Source organism: Lewinella sp. JB7 (genome assembly GCF_024297185.1).
Classification (GTDB): domain Bacteria; phylum Bacteroidota; class Bacteroidia; order Chitinophagales; family Saprospiraceae; genus Neolewinella.
This window is the reverse complement of record NZ_JANCTD010000004.1, coordinates 21,267-39,780: the sequence shown is the minus strand read 5'-3', so window position 1 is coordinate 39,780 and position 18,514 is coordinate 21,267. Positions and strand designations below refer to the sequence as shown.

The 18,514-nt window shown below is 61.8% G+C and carries 14 protein-coding genes; 10 read left to right on the top strand and 4 right to left on the bottom strand.

Translation table 11 applies throughout. The annotated features are described in order from the left end of the window. The first annotated feature begins 36 nt into the window (after nucleotides 1-36). From NMA52_RS08395 to NMA52_RS08385, 3 genes are all read left to right on the top strand, one after another. A complete protein-coding gene (locus tag NMA52_RS08395; RefSeq protein WP_254827220.1) occupies nucleotides 37-1,101 on the top strand; it encodes a PorV/PorQ family protein in 1,065 nt (354 codons plus the stop codon). A gap of 229 nt (nucleotides 1,102-1,330) precedes the next feature. Next, entirely contained in the window at nucleotides 1,331-1,804 is a 474-nt protein-coding gene (gene greA / locus NMA52_RS08390; protein WP_254827219.1) for a transcription elongation factor GreA, read from the top strand. Next, nucleotides 1,804-2,199, top strand: coding sequence for an HIT domain-containing protein (locus NMA52_RS08385; protein ID WP_254827218.1), 396 nt, complete (start codon nucleotides 1,804-1,806; stop codon nucleotides 2,197-2,199). The genes greA and NMA52_RS08385 overlap by 1 nt, the downstream gene beginning before the upstream one ends. Here NMA52_RS08385 and NMA52_RS08380 read toward each other — a convergent pair. After that, complete coding sequence (locus NMA52_RS08380; protein WP_254827217.1) at nucleotides 2,196-2,855, bottom strand: LON peptidase substrate-binding domain-containing protein; 660 nt, start codon at nucleotides 2,853-2,855, stop codon at nucleotides 2,196-2,198. The genes NMA52_RS08385 and NMA52_RS08380 overlap by 4 nt on opposite strands. A gap of 40 nt (nucleotides 2,856-2,895) precedes the next feature. Here NMA52_RS08380 and NMA52_RS08375 point away from each other — a divergent pair, with 40 nt between their 5' ends. From NMA52_RS08375 to NMA52_RS08355, 5 genes are read left to right on the top strand one after another with little or no spacing between them, the layout of a single operon-like run. Then, nucleotides 2,896-8,370 (top strand): Ig-like domain-containing alpha-2-macroglobulin family protein, encoded by a 5,475-nt coding sequence (locus NMA52_RS08375; protein WP_254827216.1) that lies wholly within the window; start codon nucleotides 2,896-2,898, stop codon nucleotides 8,368-8,370. Between the two features lie 5 nt (nucleotides 8,371-8,375). Beyond that, nucleotides 8,376-9,758, top strand: a complete 1,383-nt coding sequence (locus tag NMA52_RS08370) for an ABC transporter permease (protein ID WP_254827215.1) — start codon at nucleotides 8,376-8,378, stop codon at nucleotides 9,756-9,758. A 5-nt stretch (nucleotides 9,759-9,763) separates the two neighbouring features. Beyond that, entirely contained in the window at nucleotides 9,764-10,888 is a 1,125-nt protein-coding gene (locus NMA52_RS19120; protein ID WP_254827214.1) for an ABC transporter permease subunit, read from the top strand. A 34-nt stretch (nucleotides 10,889-10,922) separates the two neighbouring features. Beyond that, the gene (locus NMA52_RS08360; protein ID WP_254827213.1) at nucleotides 10,923-11,798 is read left to right on the top strand and encodes a cation diffusion facilitator family transporter; all 876 of its coding nucleotides are present in this window, start codon (nucleotides 10,923-10,925) and stop codon (nucleotides 11,796-11,798) included. 31 nt (nucleotides 11,799-11,829) lie between these two features. After that, the gene (locus tag NMA52_RS08355; RefSeq protein WP_254827212.1) at nucleotides 11,830-13,005 is read left to right on the top strand and encodes an AIR synthase related protein; all 1,176 of its coding nucleotides are present in this window, start codon (nucleotides 11,830-11,832) and stop codon (nucleotides 13,003-13,005) included. Nucleotides 13,006-13,027: 22 nt separating this feature from the next. Here the strand turns inward: NMA52_RS08355 and NMA52_RS08350 are convergent, their stop codons facing one another. The 3 genes from NMA52_RS08350 to NMA52_RS08340 all read right to left on the bottom strand — a co-directional run bounded on the left by NMA52_RS08350 (nucleotide 13,028) and on the right by NMA52_RS08340 (nucleotide 15,138). After that, nucleotides 13,028-13,453, bottom strand: a complete 426-nt coding sequence (locus NMA52_RS08350; RefSeq protein ID WP_254827211.1) for a VOC family protein — start codon at nucleotides 13,451-13,453, stop codon at nucleotides 13,028-13,030. 119 nt (nucleotides 13,454-13,572) lie between these two features. Continuing rightward, nucleotides 13,573-14,118 carry a TrmH family RNA methyltransferase gene (locus tag NMA52_RS08345; RefSeq protein WP_254827210.1) on the bottom strand — a complete coding sequence of 182 codons (546 nt, stop codon included), beginning with the start codon at nucleotides 14,116-14,118 and terminating at the stop codon, nucleotides 13,573-13,575. A gap of 150 nt (nucleotides 14,119-14,268) precedes the next feature. Beyond that, the gene (locus tag NMA52_RS08340; RefSeq protein WP_099104997.1) at nucleotides 14,269-15,138 is read right to left on the bottom strand and encodes an RNA polymerase sigma factor RpoD/SigA; all 870 of its coding nucleotides are present in this window, start codon (nucleotides 15,136-15,138) and stop codon (nucleotides 14,269-14,271) included. 193 nt (nucleotides 15,139-15,331) lie between these two features. On the opposite strand from NMA52_RS08340, the gene NMA52_RS08335 reads away from it, so the two are divergent. Together NMA52_RS08335 and NMA52_RS08330 are read left to right on the top strand one after the other, a co-directional pair. Beyond that, on the top strand, nucleotides 15,332-15,712 hold the full coding sequence (locus NMA52_RS08335; protein WP_254827209.1) for an START-like domain-containing protein: 381 nt from the start codon (nucleotides 15,332-15,334) through the stop codon (nucleotides 15,710-15,712). A gap of 1 nt (nucleotide 15,713) precedes the next feature. Beyond that, nucleotides 15,714-18,512, top strand: a complete 2,799-nt coding sequence (locus NMA52_RS08330; RefSeq protein WP_254827208.1) for a hypothetical protein — start codon at nucleotides 15,714-15,716, stop codon at nucleotides 18,510-18,512. Nucleotides 18,513-18,514 lie beyond the last annotated feature (2 nt).

The following is an 18,514-nucleotide window of genomic DNA, read 5'->3' as shown; positions in this document are numbered from 1 at the left end:
GCACGGCTCCCGCGTTCCCGCAAAACGAATCACTCCATGAAGCACGTTTACCTCTTTGCACTCTGTAGCCTGTGGTCGCTGGCGGTAGCGGCGGGCAACCCCGACCGACAGGGAGAGGCCGGGGCCGCGCAACTGCTGATGAACCCCTGGGCCCCCTCCGCCGGCCTGCATTCCCTGGGGACTTCCTACGTGACGGGAGTGGAAGCCATGCGGCTCAACCCGGCCGGGGTCAGTCGCTTCACGGGTACCCAAGTAATGCTTGGGTACGCGAACTACCTGCAGGGAACGGATATTTCGATGCAGGCCATCGGGGTTACGAGTACCGCGGGCAAGAATGGAGCCCTGGGCTTCAGCGTCATGAGCCTCGATTTCGGGGATATTGCGGTGACCACCACCGATCAACCGGAGGGAACGGGGGCCCTGCTTAACCTGAGTTTCATCAACGTGGGACTGACCTACAGCCACCGCTTCGAGAACAAGGTTTCGGTCGGCGTTACCCTGCGCGGAGTCAGTGAGGCGACCAGCGACGTTAGTTCCTTCGGCTTTGCCATTGATGCGGGCGTACAGTACGTGACGGGCGAACAAGAGGAGTTCAAGTTCGGACTCAGCCTGCGCAACGTAGGCTCCCGAATGAAATACGGCGGGCAGGCCCTGGCTACCGAAGCGCCGAACCCCGATCCGTCGGCGGATTATAAACTTACCCTCGAGCAACGGGCGGCCGGCTTCGAGATGCCTTCCGTCCTCAACATTGGCGCCAGCTACGATTTTCTTTCCGCCGTAGAAGACCACCGCGTTACGGTCGTGGGCAACTTCACCGCTAACTCCTTCAGTCGGGACCAGCTGGGGGCCGGAGTAGAGTATGCTTTTCGCGAGCAGTTCGTCGCCCGGGCCGGTTATCGGGCGGATCTGGACGCGCGCGCGGGGAGCGAGGGAACTACCGCCGACCAGGCTTCCCTGTACGATGGTTTGAGCGCCGGGGCCAGCGTCCTGGTCCCCTTTCGGAAGGGAGATCCCACCCGGCGGTTCAGCATCGATTACGCTTACCGCAGCACCCGGGTCTACAACGGAACCCACAATGTCGGGCTCAGCCTATCCTTCTAGGGGATAAAGCCAGGACTGGCACAATATATCCGAAATCCTTATCTTTACGGTTCAAATAATGTGAGTGGCGTTCCTACTAAGCGTAGGAGCGTCGCTTTTTTTGGTTCTCTTCTCACCCCACCTACACGGTTGCGGGACGGGGGCTTCACCAACGGCAAGCAGGGTCTTCACCAGTCTCCCCCGGGGGAAGGGTCAGGAGATGGCTGCTTTAACGCATAAACCCACAATCATGGCAGGAACACACTATCTGTCGCAGGAAGGATTCGACCGGCTACGCGCCGAACTGGATGAATTAAAGACCAACGGCCGCGCGGAGGTAGCCCGCGCCATCGCCGAGGCCCGCGAGAAGGGAGACCTTTCGGAGAACGCCGAGTACGACGCGGCCAAGGACGCCCAGGGTCTGCTGGAAATGAAGATCAACGAACTGGAGAAGGTGATGGCCAACGCCCGCGTGCTCGACTCCAGTCAACTCGATACCAGCAAGGTGACCGTCATGAGCAAGGTGACCATCCAGAACGTCAAGAACAAGGCCGAAATGGTGTACGAGCTGGTGGCCGAGAGCGAGGCCGATCTGAAAGCCAAGAAAATCTCCGTGAACAGTCCCATGGGACAGGGCCTGCTGGGCAAGGCGGTCGGTGACATCGCCGAGGTGAAGACGCCCAACGGCTCGATCCAATTTAAGATCAAGAACATCTCCATCTAGTGGCTTCCATCTTCACTCGCATCATTCGGGGCGAACTGCCCGCCTACACCGTAGCCGAAACGGAGGATTTCATCGCTTTTCTGGACGTTCGGCCCATGGTCGAGGGGCATACCCTCTGCGTGCCGAAGCGGGAGGTGGACTACTACTACGACCTCACTGACGACGAACTGACCGCCCTCACCCTGTTCACCAAAAGGGTGGCCCAGGGGATCAAGGCGGCCATTCCCTGTGAACGTGTCGCCAACGGGGTGCTCGGTCTGGAGGTTCCCCACGTGCACGTCCACCTGGTGCCGGTCAGTACCACCGCCGACTTTCGGTTCGGTAAGGTCGTAGAGGTCAGTGAAGCCCGTATGGAAGACCTTCGCGCGCGCATTGCCGCGGCGGTGCCCGCCTAGAAGTCCGGGGGCTTCAGATCCTTAAAGTGGCCGTTCAGTTGCGCGCGTTCCCGGATTCGGAGCGGATCGCCGAGGTGGGGTTTCATCTGCCGTAGGTGGGCCAGTAAGTAGTGCTGCCGTTTATTGGCAGCCCGTAGTTTCAGGAACTCGTATTCCTGGGTCAGGGTGAAGCCCACGTAGTGTGCGATCTCGTAGGTGCGGAACCCTTCGTCGACCGATCTGACTTCCCGGCTGACCTTCAGTTGGCGGTAAATTTCCCGGGTGAGGGCGATGATCCGGTCATTGACCGCGGGGTCTTCCTCTTCCTCCACGGGCAGGTAGCGCACCCGGCCTCCGGGGTAGAGTTTACCGGGCGCGGTACGGTCATATTCCTGGAGGTAAAACACCCGTTCACCGCGGGTACGGACGTCGCTTTCCCCGCCCGGGTACCGCTGCGCCACTTCGGTAAGGGACACTTCGGTACCGACGGGCTGCAGGCGACCTTCGATCACCGTGGGGACCCCAAAGCGTATCCCCTGTTCCTCCGCATCGGTGACGAGCTGTCGGTAGCGGGGTTCGAAGATGTGCAGGTTGAGCGATTCGCCCGGAAAAACGACGAGCTGAAGCGGGAAAAGGGCCAGTTGCTGTTCCATATCATCCTCACAACGGAAGTCCACCGCAAGTTGCTTACTTTGCTATTAATTAACCGCCCGACTCATGCGCGCAATTCCGGCCCTGCTCCTCCTCGCTCTTTTTGCCGCTTGCAGGGACACGGACGGGCGGGCGGAGGTGTCCGATGCGCCGCCCACTTATATTCTGGCGCATACGTCCGGGGTGGTGAGCCGCAATGCCGACCTGTACGTAACCTTTGACACTTCGTACGCGGTGGGAGAGGAGGGTCCTTCCCTTACCCTAACGCCGGCAGTGGCGGGAGAGACGGAAGTGCGCGGGCGTCAGCTGATCTTCCGCCCCGCCGGGCCGCTACGGAGCAACACCCGTTACACGGCCCGCGTGTCCCTGGCCGGCAAACCGGATTACGCCTTCTACTTCGACGTACCGGAGCGTCGTCTTCAGCTGGAAGCGGACGGCTACTACATTCCCGACATCTCCGCTCCCGAGCGCGTGGAGGTTACCGGGCGGGTGATCACGAACGACGGGGCCACCACTGATGAAATCCGGGAAGCAATGCGGGTCGAGCACAACGGCCGGCCGACCGAATTTTCCGTCGAGCAGGCTTCGGAAAACGTGTTCTCCTACGTGGTCAACGTGGCGGACCGCGGTACCGAGCCCGGTTCGGTCGTCATCTCCGCCTCGGCACGGGGGGGCGGGTTCGCGGGAGCAAAGCAAACCACCGAGGTCCGACTCGATCCGGTAGGGGCATTCGGGGTCGTCGGCACCCGGGAGAGCCCCGACGGGAACGGAGTCGTGGTGCGGATGAGCGGACCCGTGGACCCGAACCAGGAACTGACCGGCCTGCTCCGCTTCCGCCCCGAAGTGGAGTTCACCACGCATATTGACGGAAACCTTATTACGCTGTACCCGACCGCCTCGGCTCCCCGGGAGGCCGTCCTGATTGTCGATCCGAAGTTGCGGAGCGCCACGGGGCAGACATTGGCAAGCGCTACGGAGTGGCAGCTCACCCTGGGTCGGGCCGAGCCGGGACTGCGGGCCGTCGGAGAGGGTACTATCATGCCCCATGAAGGCCGGCGACTATTCACCTTCGAGGCTACGGGGCTAAACTCCGTATATCTCGAGATCTTCCGCATCGACGGGGGCAACGTTCTGCAGTTTCTGCAGGACGAGCGCTTGTCGTCCACGAGTCACGAATGGAGCCTCCGCCGGGTAGGGCACGTGGTCGACCGGCGGGAGATCACTCTCCACGATCTCGTACCCGACGCCCAACGGGCCGGCTGGACCCGGTACGCGATCGACCTGGGAGAGTACCTCGGTCAGGCGGGGGCGGCCGTGTACCAGGTCCGGTTGGCATTTGGGCTGGAACACACCGACCGGTCGTGCTCCGGAGCGCTGGAGAGCCTGGGCCTGAGCACCATTTCCGAGCAATTGCGGCGACACGACAACGCACCGGGGTTCCGTCCGCTCACCTCTCTCGTAAGCGACTACAACGGCATTTACGATTACCACGACTGGGAGCAACGGGACGACCCCTGTTCTCCGGCTTACTACCACCGCGAGCGGTTCCTGATGCAGAATGTTTTGTCCTCCAATCTGGGACTGATCGCGAAGCGGAACCCGGACCGCAGCACGCTGATCTTTACCACCAACCTCATTTCGGGGAGCCCGCAGGGCGGGGCCGGCGTTACGGCCTACAGTTACGACCGACGGGAACTGTTTTCCGGAACCACCGATGACGAAGGGCGGGTACGAATGACGACGGAGGAAGAGCCCGCCTTCGTGGTAGGTACGCTCAATCAGGAGGTCGCTTACCTGAGTCTGAGTGAGGCCGAAGCGCTGCCCCTCGGCCGATTTGACGTAGGCGGGGGAGCGGCGGAAAGCGGTCTGCGGGGTGCCTTCTTCGCCGAGCGGGGAGTATGGCGACCGGGCGATAGCGTCTACCTTCACTTCGTACTGGAGGATCGTGCCGACCGGCTCCCAGATGACTATCCCCTGGAATTCATCCTGCGCGACGCCCGGGGGAGAGTGGTCGAGCGAAGGACCGTAACCGCCGCGGTATCCGGAGACCTCTACCCCCTGCATTTCGCCACTGCGGCCACCGACATCACGGAGCCGTGGTCGGCCACGGTGCGGGCAGGAGACCGGACCTTCACCCGTAACCTACTCATCGAGTCGGTTAAGCCCAATCGATTATCCATTTCCCTCGACCCCGCCGCCGCCCGTAACCGGCTGGAGCTGTCCGCAAGCTGGCTGTACGGTGCCGCCGGTGCGGGCCTACGTGCCGTGACGGATATGCAGCCGGAGGTGCGACGGGAGGGATCGGGGCCGTTCGCCGACTATGCATTCCACGATCCCGCACGGCCCCTCGGCGAAGCACCCGAGACCCAACTGTTCGACGGCAAGCTTGACGCCCGCGGACGGACCACGATCAACGTACCTCCCTTGGGAGAACAACTTCCCGGGCCCCTGCGGTTACGCCTGTCGACTCGTGTCTTCGAACCCGGAGGCAACTTCAGTGCCGACCGGACTACGGTGCCCTACGACCCTTACGAAGTGTACGCGGGGGTGCGGCTGCCGGAAAACGACTGGGGAGGCAAGAGCCTGCCGATTTCCGGTACGGGCGGGGTGGAATTCGCCGCCGTAGGTACCGATGGGCGGGGGCGCGCCAACCGAAAGCTTACGGTCGGCATTTACCGGGTGGACTGGCGCTACTGGTGGCAGGACGGCAACGACAACGTAGCCCGCTTCGGTAGTAACCTGCATACGGAGGCCGTCGCCTCGTACACGGCCGTAACCGACGCTAATGGCCGGGCCACGGTGCCGATCGGCGTTGACGATTACGGAAGGTACCTGATGCGCGTCTGCGACCCGGGGGGACACTGCGCCGGCGACTACTTCTACGGCGGCGACGGTACCGCGGGTACGGACGACCGGGAGTCAGCCTCGCTGCTGCGGATGCGAACCGATCACGAAACCGTAAACGTAGGGGAGCGCGTTACGATCAAGGTACCCAGCAGTGGTGGTGGACAGCTGCTCGTAAGTCTGGAGAACAGCCTTGGAAGTTTGGAGCAGTTCTGGATGCCGACGACACCCGGACAGACGGAAGTAAGTTTCGCCACGGATGAGCGGATGGTGCCGACGGTTTACGCCAGCATCAGCTACCTGCAACCCTACGCTCAGACGACCAATGACCGCCCCGTCCGGCTATACGGCGTGGTGCCCGTTGAGGTGCTGGACCCCCAGACTCGTTTGCAGCCGGAGCTTACCGTAGGGCGGGAGTGGAAACCCCGCCAAACCGTCGAGGTGGGGGTTCGGGAGGCCGAAGGCCGGCCCATGACTTACGTCCTCTCGGTGGTCGATGAAGGCTTGCTGGGACTCACCCGATTCGCTACACCGGATCTGCACCGGGAGTTCTTCAGCAAGGAGGCGCTGACGGTGAAAACGTATGACCTTTACGACCATGTCATGAGCAGCATCAACGGAGAGTTCGGGCGCGTACTGGCCGTCGGGGGTGACGGTACCGAAGTGCATCCGGAGGAGGCTTCGGCCAATCGTTTCGAACCGGTCGTCCGCCACCTGGGACCTTTCCGACTGGCGGGAGGGTCCGCCCGCCACCGGATCGAATTGCCGAACTACATCGGTGCCGTGCGGGTGATGGTCGTCGCCGTAGGTGAACGGGCCTACGGGAGTACGGAGCAGCGGGTGACGGTGCGTCAACCCCTGATGGTACTTCCGACCCTTCCAAGGGTACTCGCGCCCGAAGAGCGGGTAGACATGCCGGTGAACGTCTTCGCGATGGCCGACCGGATTACGGAGGTGGGGGTTTCGGTCAGCGAGGCGGAGGGTCTGGTCACTATACCCCGCAGCCAGACATCGGTGACTTTCAGCGGGGCGGGCGATCGCCTGACCTATATTCCCGTTCAGGTGGGTCGTAACAGCGGAGTGGCCCGGTTTGAGGTAACCGCACGGGGAAGCGGTGAGTCGGCAAACCAGCAGGTAGAAGTAGCCATACGGGAACCCAACGTGCCGGTCACGCGCTCGGCAACCGTGGGCATCCCCGCCGGGGAGTCGCGTACCGTGAACTATGACCTCTTCGGCGCGCCCGCTACCCGGCGGGCTACGCTGGAGCTGTCAGCCCTGCCCGCCATGAACCTGGATCGCCATCTGGACGATCTGCTGAGCTACCCCTACGGCTGCGCCGAACAGACGATTTCCACGGCATTCGCGCAGTTGATGCTGGACCGGATCACCGAGCTTTCTCCCGCGCGGGAGGAAAGTCGACGACGGAACGTGGCGGCGGCGATCGAATCGCTCCGACGCTTCAGTCTGTCCTCCGGCGGATTCGGCTTTTGGCCGGGGGATCAGCAGGTACACCCGTGGGTGACCAGTTACGCGCTGCACTTTATGCTGGAGGCCGAGCGCGCGGGGTTTTCCGTCCCCTATGAGCTGAAGCAGTCGGTCATTAACTTTCAGGAGGTGGCCGCTTCCCGGTGGACCGCGAACGCGGATGCTTTTTACGCTACCTCCCGCCAGCGCACGCTCGATCAGGCATACCGCCTGTTCACCCTCGCCCTGGCCCAGCGCCCCGCCGTGGGGGCCATGAACCGACTACGGGGTTCGCGGGGTGGCGAACTGACAACGACCCCGCGGTACCAGCTGGCCGCGGCCTACGCGCTGGCCGGAAGACGCCAAACGGCCAGGGATCTGATATCCGGAATGGATTCGGAGGTGAGTACTTACCGGGAGACGGGCTACACCTTCGGTAGTGAGATTCGCGATATGGCCATCGTGCTGGAAGCACTAGTCGCCACGGAAGATCAACGGGGGGCGGATGAGCAACTGCTCCGGCTTGCCCGTACCATCGGTGAGCGGCAGCAGTTGAATACGCAGGAAGCCGGCTTTGCCTTCCTCGCGTTGGCCAGAGCCGGTAGCGTAGGCAGCCAGGAAGTCCGGGCGGAATTTACTCCTCCGAACGGCGCTTCCACTACGGTTGGCGTGCGTTCGGGTATTTACGTGATCGACTTACCCACCACCGCTGCACGAAGCTATACGGTATCGAATACGGGGTCTTCCACTTTATACCTTACCACGCACGTGATGGCTACTCCCCGAGCGGGAGAGGAAACCGCGGTCAGTAATGGTTTACGGCTGACGGTCACCTACACCGATCTGCAGGGCAAGCCGATGGATGTGACTACCTTGACCTCAGGAACCGACTTTCTGGCCACCTACCGCGTCACCAATCCCGGTGCCACGGGACAGGATTACCGCCAGCTGGCCCTCGCTACGCTTCTGCCGGGAGGGTGGGAATTGTCCAGTATCCGACCGGAGGGAGCCGACAATGTTAACGCAAGCTTCGATTACCGCGATATTCGCGACGATCGTGTCCATACCTTTTTTGATTTGCCCGTTCGTACCACCAAAACGTTCACCTTCCGCATGACCGCCGCTTATCCGGGCAGGTACTACCTGCCCGTGCAAGTAAGTGAAGCCATGTACGATCCGAGCATCCGTTCCGAGGTGAAGGGGCGGTGGGTCGAGGTTGCGCGAGAACCGTAAGATGAATGGCGCAACGAAGGCTTAGCAAATATCTGATCCGACGCCTGATCTACGTGCCGGTGAGCCTGCTCCTGCTGACCGTGGTATGCTTTCTACTTACACGACTGACCCCGAGCGATCCGGTCAAGCAACGGATGTCGGTCGAGGGGGCCCGCTCAGCCGTCTCCGATCCGGCGGCCTACGACCGCACCTACCGGCGGATTGCCCAGCAACTGGGGTACGACCTGCCACCCTTTTATTTTACCATCACGAACGCCACGATTCCGGATACCCTGCACCGTATCGTGAACCCCGACCGGCGCCGGGTAGTACGCTCCCTGGCCCAACGCTACGGCAACTGGCCGGCCGTGCAGGAATACGCCCGTAGCGTGCTCCGGGCCGCGCAATTGCCCCCCGGAACCGACGACGCGCTAGCCACGGCCGCTCGTAAATTACTGGTCCACGAAGAACCCGCGTACATACGTAGGCAGTTGCGGTCGCTGGACGGCGCCGGAAGCCGTCCGGTGCACGAGGCGTACGAAAGCATGTTGGTTACGGCGCGCCCGCACCGGGTCCTCTATCCACGGATCTACTGGAACGGCACCGCGAACCAGTACCACCGCTACCTGATGGAGTTGCTCCGGGGAGACTTTGGGGAAGCGTACTCGGACCGGCGACCGGTAGCCGATAAGATCGCCGTGGCCCTGCCCCGTACCGTCTTGATGAACGGCTTGGCCCTACTGGTCGTCTACCTGCTCGCCGTTCCCCTGGGGCTCTACATGGCCAACTACTACAACAGCCGCTTCGACCGCTGGGCTACGCTACTCACTTTTCTCGCTTTCGGCATTCCCAGCTTCTGGGTAGCCACCTTGCTGGCTAATTTTTTCACTACGCCCGCCTTCGGGATGGATATCTTTCCGAGTATGGGTTTTGGCGACGTGCCCCCCGGCAGCGGCTGGTTCACGTCCCTGAAGATACGGGCGGGGCACCTGTTTCTGCCGGTTCTGTGCCTGGCTTACCCCAGCTTCGCGTACGTTTCGCGGCACCTGCGCGCCGCCGCCCTCCTGGAACTACGGAAGCCGTACGTCAAAACCGCCCGGATGAAGGGTCTGACGGAGTCCCAGGTCCTGTGGCGCCACGTCTTCCGCAACGCGGCCTTTCCCCTGGTCACGATGCTCGGCGTCCTGCTGCCCGCGCTGCTGGCCGGAAGCGTCGCCATCGAACAAATTTTCAACTTGCCCGGCATGGGGCAACTGTTATACAACTCCGCCACCGCCCGCGACTGGCCGGTCGTAACGGCCCTGGTGCTCATGAACGGGCTACTGACCGTCATCGGCCTGACGCTGGCAGACGTCGGCTACGCCCTGCTCGATCCCCGTATCCGGCTGGACCAAAGATATGAGCGGTGAGGGCGGTGAAGTGGGCATATTACTACCTGGGCGCGCTGCTGCTGATCGCGCTGCTGGCCGATGTCATTGCCAACGACCAACCCCTACTGGTAAGTTATGGCGGCGAGATCCACTCCCCGGCATTCGGTCCGGAGGGCTGCCGGGATGCGTGGCGCAGTCAGGAGCTCGCCTGGTCGGTGCGCTCCCCGATTGCCCACAGTGCCGAGGAAACCAACTTGCAGTTACCCGCTTTCTCGCCCCCGCTGTCCCCCGACGGAGAGGGAAGTTATCACTGGTTGGGAACCGACCGGCTGGGGCGGGATACGGCCGCCGGACTCGTGAGCGGTGTGCGGGTGGCGGTGATTGTCGGGATCGGGAGCCTGCTGATCGCCCTGTTAATAGGTGTTCCCCTGGGGGGGGTGGCGGGTTATTTCGGCAACGAGGGGGTACGGATGCCCCGTTACCTTGCGGGCAGTATGCTGGTGGGAGGAGTAGGCGGGGTGGTGTATTGCTTCGGTAGCTTACTACCACTGGCCGCTTCGGGGGGGCATTTTATGCTGATGCTTTTCTTCTGCAGCGTTGCGTTTTCCTGCGTAGCGTGGCTGATATTTCGCGCCTTATCGTTGGTGATTGGGGGGCTCCGCGGGGTGGTGGCCCTGCCGATCGACCGGGTCGTGCAGTTTCTGTTGGAGATTACCGTGAGTATACCCGGATTGGTGCTCCTGATCGTAGCGCTCAGTATCGTGCGCCGTCCGTCGATCTGGACGGTCGTTCTGATCATCGGGCTGCTGGGGTGGACTTCCATTGCCCGGTTTCTGCGGGCGGAGCTGATTCGCATCCGGAGTATGCCCTACATTGCCGCCGCCCGGGTAAGCGGGGTGGGGGAGCTCCGTCTGCTTCTGCGTCATGCACTGCCGAACGCGGTGGCTCCCGTATTCGTGGTCGCGGCCTTCATGGTGGGGTCGAGCATTCTGGCCGAGGCGGTGCTGAGCTTCCTCGGCATTGGGGTGCCCGCCCAGCAAGTAACCTGGGGAAGCATGTTGCAACAGGCCCGCGTGCGGCCCGACTCGTGGTGGCTGGCGGTGTTCCCGGGCCTGCTGCTCACCCTGACGGTACTGGCCTGTAATAGCCTGCGCTCTTACCGGAGGTAGCCCGGATCGGAGCCCCGTACCGTATGTTTGTCGGGTGGACAACGAGCAGATCGCGCTACGCACCAGTTACTTTAGCATCGCGGGCAACACGGCCCTGGCGATCGTTAAGGGACTGGCCGGAGTCTTCGGAAACTCCTACGCGCTGATCGCGGATGCCATCGAATCGACGACCGACATTTTTTCGTCGCTTCTCGTGCTCTTCGGCCTGAAGTACGCCCACCGGCCGGCCGACGACAACCACCCCTACGGACACGGCAAGATCGAACCCCTGATCACCTTTCTGGTGGTCGCCTTCCTGGTGTTTTCCGCTACCGTGATCGCTTACGAAAGCATCGAGCACATCCGTACGCCCCACCGGATTCCGCGCCCCTGGACGCTCATCGTGCTCGGTATCATCATCATCTGGAAGGAAGCTTCCTACCGCATCGTCATCCGCCGGAGCCGCATCACGAATAGCTCCTCCCTGCGCGCAGACGCCTGGCACCACCGCAGCGATGCGATCACCTCCGTCACCGCCTTCGTCGGGATTTCGATCGCGCTCCTGGGTGGCCCAGGCTACGAGAGCGCTGACGACTGGGCGGCCCTACTGGCATCGGCCTTCATTCTGTATAACGCTTACCTGATCTTCCGGCCGGCGCTCGGAGAGATCATGGACGAGCACTACGACGAGCTGACCGAGGAAGTCCGCAGCGTCGCCCTCACGGTAGACGGGATACGGGGAACCGAAAAATGCTACGTGCGCAAATCGGGCACCAGCTACCACGTCGATCTCCACGCCCTGGTCGACGGCCATCTGACCGTCACTCAGGGTCATGACCTGGCGCACCGGCTGAAGGATACCCTGCTGGAGCAAATCCCGAATCTCGGGCAGGTCCTTATTCACGTCGAACCGGCGCGGCCGGTAGGGTGAGGAATTAGGGGATTGAGGCTAACTTTGCGCCATGTCCAGTAAATACGAGCAGCGCGGCGTCAGCGCAACTAAATCCGAAGTTCACCAGGCCATCGAGGGGCTCGATAAGGGGCTTTATCCCCGGGCCTTCTGTAAGGTGCTTCCCGATGTGGCGGGCGGCGACGCTGACTGGTGCAACGTCATGCACGCGGATACGGCGGGTACCAAAACCAGTCTTGCTTACCTCTACTGGCGTGAAACCGGAGACCTCAGCGTATGGGAAGGGATCGTGCAGGACAGCCTGGTCATGAACCTCGACGACATGGGCTGCGTGGGCGCGGTGGATAACATCCTCATCAGCTCCACCATCGGTCGCAACAAGAACCGCATCCCGGGGGAGGTGCTGAAGACCATTATTCAGGGGGCGGAGAAATTTAAGGACCGCATGGCCGATCAGGGCGTCGGACTGCACCTCACCGGCGGCGAGACGGCCGACGTGGGGGATATCGTCCGTACCATCGATGTAGGGTTCACCACCTTCGCCCGGCTGCGTCGTGATCAGGTGATCGTCAACGACATCCGCCCCGGCAACGTGATTGTCGGCCTGGCCAGTTACGGACAGGCCACCTACGAAAACGAGTACAACGGTGGTATGGGCAGCAACGGTCTGACCAGCGCGCGCCACGACGTGTTCAAGCACGAATACGCCGATAAGTATCCGGAAAGCTTCGACCCGGAAGTCCCCCGCGGAGTCGTGTACACCGGTAGCCGGTCACTCACGGAGTCCATCACCGTAGACGGTCACGTCACTACGGTCGGAAAGTTAGTCCTCAGTCCCACCCGTACGTACCTACCGGTACTGAAGCGCGTGCTGCACGAGGTCGGTCCGGGACTGAGCGGGCTTATTCACTGCACGGGGGGTGCCCAGACCAAGGTGATCAAATTCATCGAGGAAGACGTGCGCGTGGTGAAGGACCGCTTGTTCCCCGTCCCACCCCTCTTTGACCTCATCCGTCAGGAGAGCCACACCGACTGGCGGGAGATGTACCAGGTGTTCAACATGGGCCACCGCCTGGAAGCCTACGTCGGCGAGCGCGACGCCCAAACGGTGATTGACATAGCCCGGGATTTCGGGATTGACGCTCAGGTCGTCGGTTACGTGGAACCGGGTGAGCGGGCCGAAGTCAGGGTGACTACGCCGCAGGGGGTAGAGGCGTACTTCGAATAGTCACCTCCCTCACCGGTCGCACCTAGTCATTTAGTTGCTTCGCAAACAGCCGCGAGATATCCTTGAAGGCTTTAAACTCCAGGGCATTGCCCGCCGGGTCGTAGAAAAACATGGTGTTCTGTTCTCCCGGCAGGCCGGCAAACCGCACGTAGGGTTCGATCTCGAACTTTACGCCCTGGCTACGGAGGCGGTCGGCAAAGTCCTCGAATTGCTGCCACTCGAGCACCACGCCGAAGTGGGGGACGGGTACGTGCTTTCCGTCTACCTCGTTGCGGTGGTCCGACGTCTCCTTTTTCGGCGCGAGGTGAGCGACCAGTTGGTGCCCGAACAGGTCGAAGTCGATCCATTCCGTGTCCGTACGGCCTTCGGGGCAACCGAGTACGGTGCCGTAAAAGTGGCGGGCGGCCTCCAGGTCATCGACGGGTACGGCCAGGTGAAAAGGTTGCATGCGTGGAAATTATTTGAGGTTATACGAAGGAAAATACCGGGTCAGCGCAGCGGCGGGCGGCGCGCGCGGGTGCAAGGTAAATCCGGAAAAGCATAGCAAACCCTTCCGGCATACCCCTCCTACGCGTTCCGTAGCTGGCGGCTGATCTCCCACACCGCCATCCCCGCACTCACGGCAACGTTAAGGCTGTGTTTCGTACCGTACTGCCGGATCTCTATGGTGCCGTGGCTCAGGTCAATCACCCGCTGGCTTACGCCCTTCACTTCATTGCCCACAACGAGGACCAGGGGAAACGTACCGCCCACCGAAAAGGCGTCGAGGGGGGTTGACTGCTTGGTTTGTTCCAGGCATTGCACCTGCGCGCCGCCGCCCGCTAACTCCCCGATCAGTTGCGCGCAGTCCTCGTGGTACGACCAGCCGACGGTATCCGTGGCCCCCAGAGCCGTTTTCAGGATATCGCGGTGGGGTGGGGTGGCGGTGATGCCGCAGAGGTACACGTGCTGCAGGGCAAAACAGTCGGCCGTCCGGAAGAGACTCCCGACGTTATTCGCCGACCGAATGTCGTCCAGTACCAACGCGAACGGAAGTTTCTCCGCGAGCGCGTATTGCTCCGGCGTTAACCGACCCAGCTCCCGCAGCTGCTTCTTGATCCGTATATCTGACATAGGCCGCAAAATAGCAACCCTCCGACGCAATCAACGCCGGAGGGTCCCTACAGTACTAACGTACTAAAACTACTAACGTACTACACTACTACAGTACTACAGTACTACAGTACTAAATTACCAACGTACTACACTACTAACTACTACCACCTAGTTTCCCAGGTAATTCTTGAGCAGCTTGCTGCGGTTCGCGCCGCGGAGTTTATTGATGGCTTTGTCCTTAATCTGGCGTACGCGCTCGCGGGTAAGGCCGAATTTCTCGCCGATGTCTTCCAAACTCATGGGGTGTTCGACGCCGATGCCGTAGTATAGCTTGATGACGTCGCACTGCCGCTCGGTAAGCGTGCCGAGGCTACGATCGATCTCCCGGCGGAGGGATTCCTTGTATTCCAGGGCGGAGTCGGTACCGGGGGTAGCCGTGTTGGCCAGGACGTCGAGCAGACTGTTGTCCTCTCCCTCTACGAAGGGGGCGTCCATGCTTACGTGGCGGGCGGCAACGCCGAGGGTGGTCTCTACTTCGTCGGCATTGATCTCGAGCTGCTCGGCGAGTTCTTCGCTGCTGGGCTCCCGCTCGAAGGTCTGTTCCAGTTGGCTGAAGGCCTTATTGATCTTATTGAGGCTGCCGACCTTGTTGAGGGGCAGGCGGACGATCCGGCTCTGCTCGGCAAGCGCCTGCAGGATCGACTGGCGAATCCACCAGACGGCGTAGGAAATGAATTTAAATCCACGGGTTTCGTCAAATCGCTGGGCGGCTTTGATGAGTCCGAGATTCCCTTCGTTGATGAGATCGGAGAGGCTCAATCCCTGGTTTTGGTACTGCTTGGCCACCGATACGACGAAACGCAGGTTAGCCTTAGTGAGCTTTTCGAGCGCGATCTGATCCCCCTGTTTAATCCGCTTAGCGAGATCGACTTCCTCCTCGGGGGTCAGCAGGTCGACTTTACCAATCTCTTGCAGGTACTTTTCGAGCGACTGACTCTCGCGATTGGTGATCGACTTCGTTATCTTAAGCTGTCTCATACAGAGGGGACGTTTTCTAAAATTGGCCGCAAAATTAAGCGGAAAATTGGTGGCAATCAAGGCCCGGAGGTACAAACGGGCGTAACATGTAGCTAACAGTACGAATAAACAATAGGTTGGGGAGGGGCAAACTTTTGGTAGTCTCGCTTAAATTACCTTATTTGCCCGCCACCTATACCGTCAACCCCCCACTATGGAACGCGTTAAGTTTACCTCGGAGTTCATATTCCGTGCCTCCCCCAATATTGTCTACCAGTTCCTGACGGATCCGGCCTGCCTAACGCGCTGGTTTTGCGACGAAGTCGACATCAACGACAGCACGTACACCTTCGTCTGGAGTGGGTCGCCCGAAGCCGCCGAACTGATCGAGGACAGTGAGGGGGACATGGTACGCTTCGCCTGGGAAGAGGCCGACGACGAGGATGAATACCTCGAATTCAACATCACCAAGAGCCCCGTCACGGGGGAAACCATCGTGTACGTCACCGACTTCGCCGACGACGACGAGGTCGACGATCAGAAAGCGCTCTGGGAAACCCAGTTGACGCGGATGCGCGCCGAAATGGGAGGCTAAAGTGGTAACCGTCTACCTGGGGCTGACCTTCTCCGGCCCCCTGCTGCCCGATCCCGCCCCCGATCTTATGGGGCAATCGTATCTGGACTACCCGGGCCTGCTCGCGTACCTGGAACGATTCTATGCCCTTACCCAGAGCCCGGCCAACCGGGAAGCCCTCCGCGCCGAACAGTACCGGCAGGTAGTGGAATCGCACTTAGCCACCGATAGCGACAATCCACCCTTTTACGCCGCGGCCTTCCGCGCCGATAGCATCGCTACCGCGGAGGAACTCCTCTCGCGGCGGGACGAGTTGCTCGAGGCGGGATACCCGCTGTCCAGGCCGGCACCCGACGACGCTCCGCCCCGGCTACGGGTACTGCACGAGATCGAGCTGCGCCTGGTGGAATCCGCCAATGATTTCGAACTCATTCCCGGGATAGGGGACCGGCTGAATCGACTGCTCGCCGCTCTGCACGACCGCCGCCACCCCCCGCTGGACCTCCGCGTTCACGAACCCGAGGCCTTGCTACCCGCCGGATTGCGCCGCCTGATCCAGCGGCTACGGGACGGCGGCGATCGCGTGAGTCAACTCGCCGAACCAGCCGTCCCCACGGGCGATTCCGACCTTAACCACTGGCAGCGAAAGCTCCATACCCTGCTTTCCGGCACCGACGAGTTCACTACCGGCACGTTAACCGGTGACGGTAGCCTCGTCGTCCTCCGCGCCGAACGGGAAACCCACATTGCCGCTTACCTGGCCCGCACGGTCCGGGATAATGAGTCCTGGCGGCCCGGGGTGCTGATGTCCGTCCGCAACCAGACCCTGGAAAATGCCCTGCTGATGGAGGGACTCCCGAGCATGGGCGTTCCGTCTACGAGCCTCGCCCGACCGAGCCTGCAGGTGCTCAAACTGGTGCCCGCCTTCCTGTGGGAACCCATCGAGGTCGAACGGATCATGGAGTTCGTCAGTCTGGTCACCAAACCCCTCGAACGGCGCCTGGGCCAGAAGTTGGCCGAATACCTGGCCGATACGCCGGGACTCTACGGCAACCGCTGGACGTACGCCGTGGAGCAGGCCTTCCGGGAGATGGAGGCCCGCAACTATCCACCGGCGCGCCTCCGGCGGGCCCGCGAGCAGTACGATTTCTGGTTTCGCCGCCGCCGGTATCCCCGGGAGGGGCGGGTACCGAAGTCCGAGGTGCGTAGCCTGTTCGTATTCCTGCGCAACTGGGCGGTCGAGGCTTTCGACGAAGACAAGAACCTTACCGGCCTGCTGGTACTCTCCGCCCAGGCGGAACGCGCGACCGAATTGCTCGACGCCCAGCCCGAGACCGATCTGAGCTACCTGGACGTGGAGCGACTCGTCCGTACGATCTACCAACCCGCACCCGCCCAGTTCAGCCCGGTAGAACGGGGGGGCTTGCCGACATCCTTTGCTCCCGCGTCCACCGCCCGCCTGGATCCGCGGAGCCAGCCCCCCCTCGAGCGGCTCATCTGGTGGGATTTTATCGAGACGGACCCCAACTACTTTTTCAGTCGCTACTATCCCGATGAGCTGCAGTACCTGCGGTCGCGCGGGTGCGAACCGGCCGGTCCGGAACAGCGCAATCAACTGCTCGTATGGCAGAACCTGCGCCCCCTACTGCACACCCACCGACAACTCGTACTCTGTCTGCCCCGGCGGGTGGATGGAACCTTAGTGGAGGCCCACCCCCTGCTCGGTGATCTGGAGGCCGCGTTCACCGAGGAAGCCCTCGCGGCGATCACGATCGACATCGACGAGAGCGGCCGTGCGAACCGCTTGCTCCGCGACTTGGACCTGCCGGCCTTCGCACCGGTCGCTATCCGGCCCTTGTCTCGTCCCGTGCCTCACGTGTCAATCGCCCGTCCCGCCACCCTCGCGCCCCGCGATAAGGAAACGCCCACGGCGATGGAGGATCTGCTGTACTACCCCCACAAGTGGATTTTCCGCCACCAGCTCAAACTCCGCGGTACGCCGATACTCTCCATTGCCGGTGAGAATCGCCTACGGGGTAACCTCAGTCACCTCTTCGTAGAGCGCTTGCTGCAGGACGTGGCGGCGGCCGGTCGACCGTTCGCGCGGCAGGAGATCGAGGACTGGATCGATACCCATGCCGACCGCCTGTTCCGGCAGCAGGGAGCCGTACTGCTGGAATACGGTCAGGAACCCGAGCGGGTGCAATTCCTGCTCACGCTCAAGAAGTCGGCCTGGACCCTGGTCAGTCTAATTCAGCGCAACGGGTGGACGATCCGGGGCTCCGAGCAGGAAATCGCCGGAGAGATCAAACCCATGGGCGGTCAACGGATCGAAGGCCGCGCGGACCTCGTCCTCGACCGGGTCAATCACCTCGGGCAGGCGGAAACGGCGGTGGTCGACCTGAAGTGGCGCGGCAAGACCGTCTTCCGTAATCTGCTGCGCAACGCCAGCGACATTCAGCTATGTCTGTACGCCGAGTTCCTGCGGCAAATGGGCAGCACCCGGGTGCATACGGCCTATTACATCCTGCGTGACGCGGTTATGATCAGTCGCAACGAACTGGCCTTCGAGGGGGCGGACGTCGTACCCTCGGAAACCGACTTCACGGAGGTGCAGCGGGGAACACTGGAAAGAATACGCGCTACCCACGACTGGCGTTGGGAGCAATTTGCCGACGGAGTTCTGGAAATCAGGTGTAAAGAAACGGTCCCGGAACTAGAGGACGCCTACCTGGATCTACCCCACGACGCTCTCCTGAACATGAAGGACGATACCTCCCCCTTCGACGATTTCCGCAGCCTGATCGGACTGATAAGGTAGCT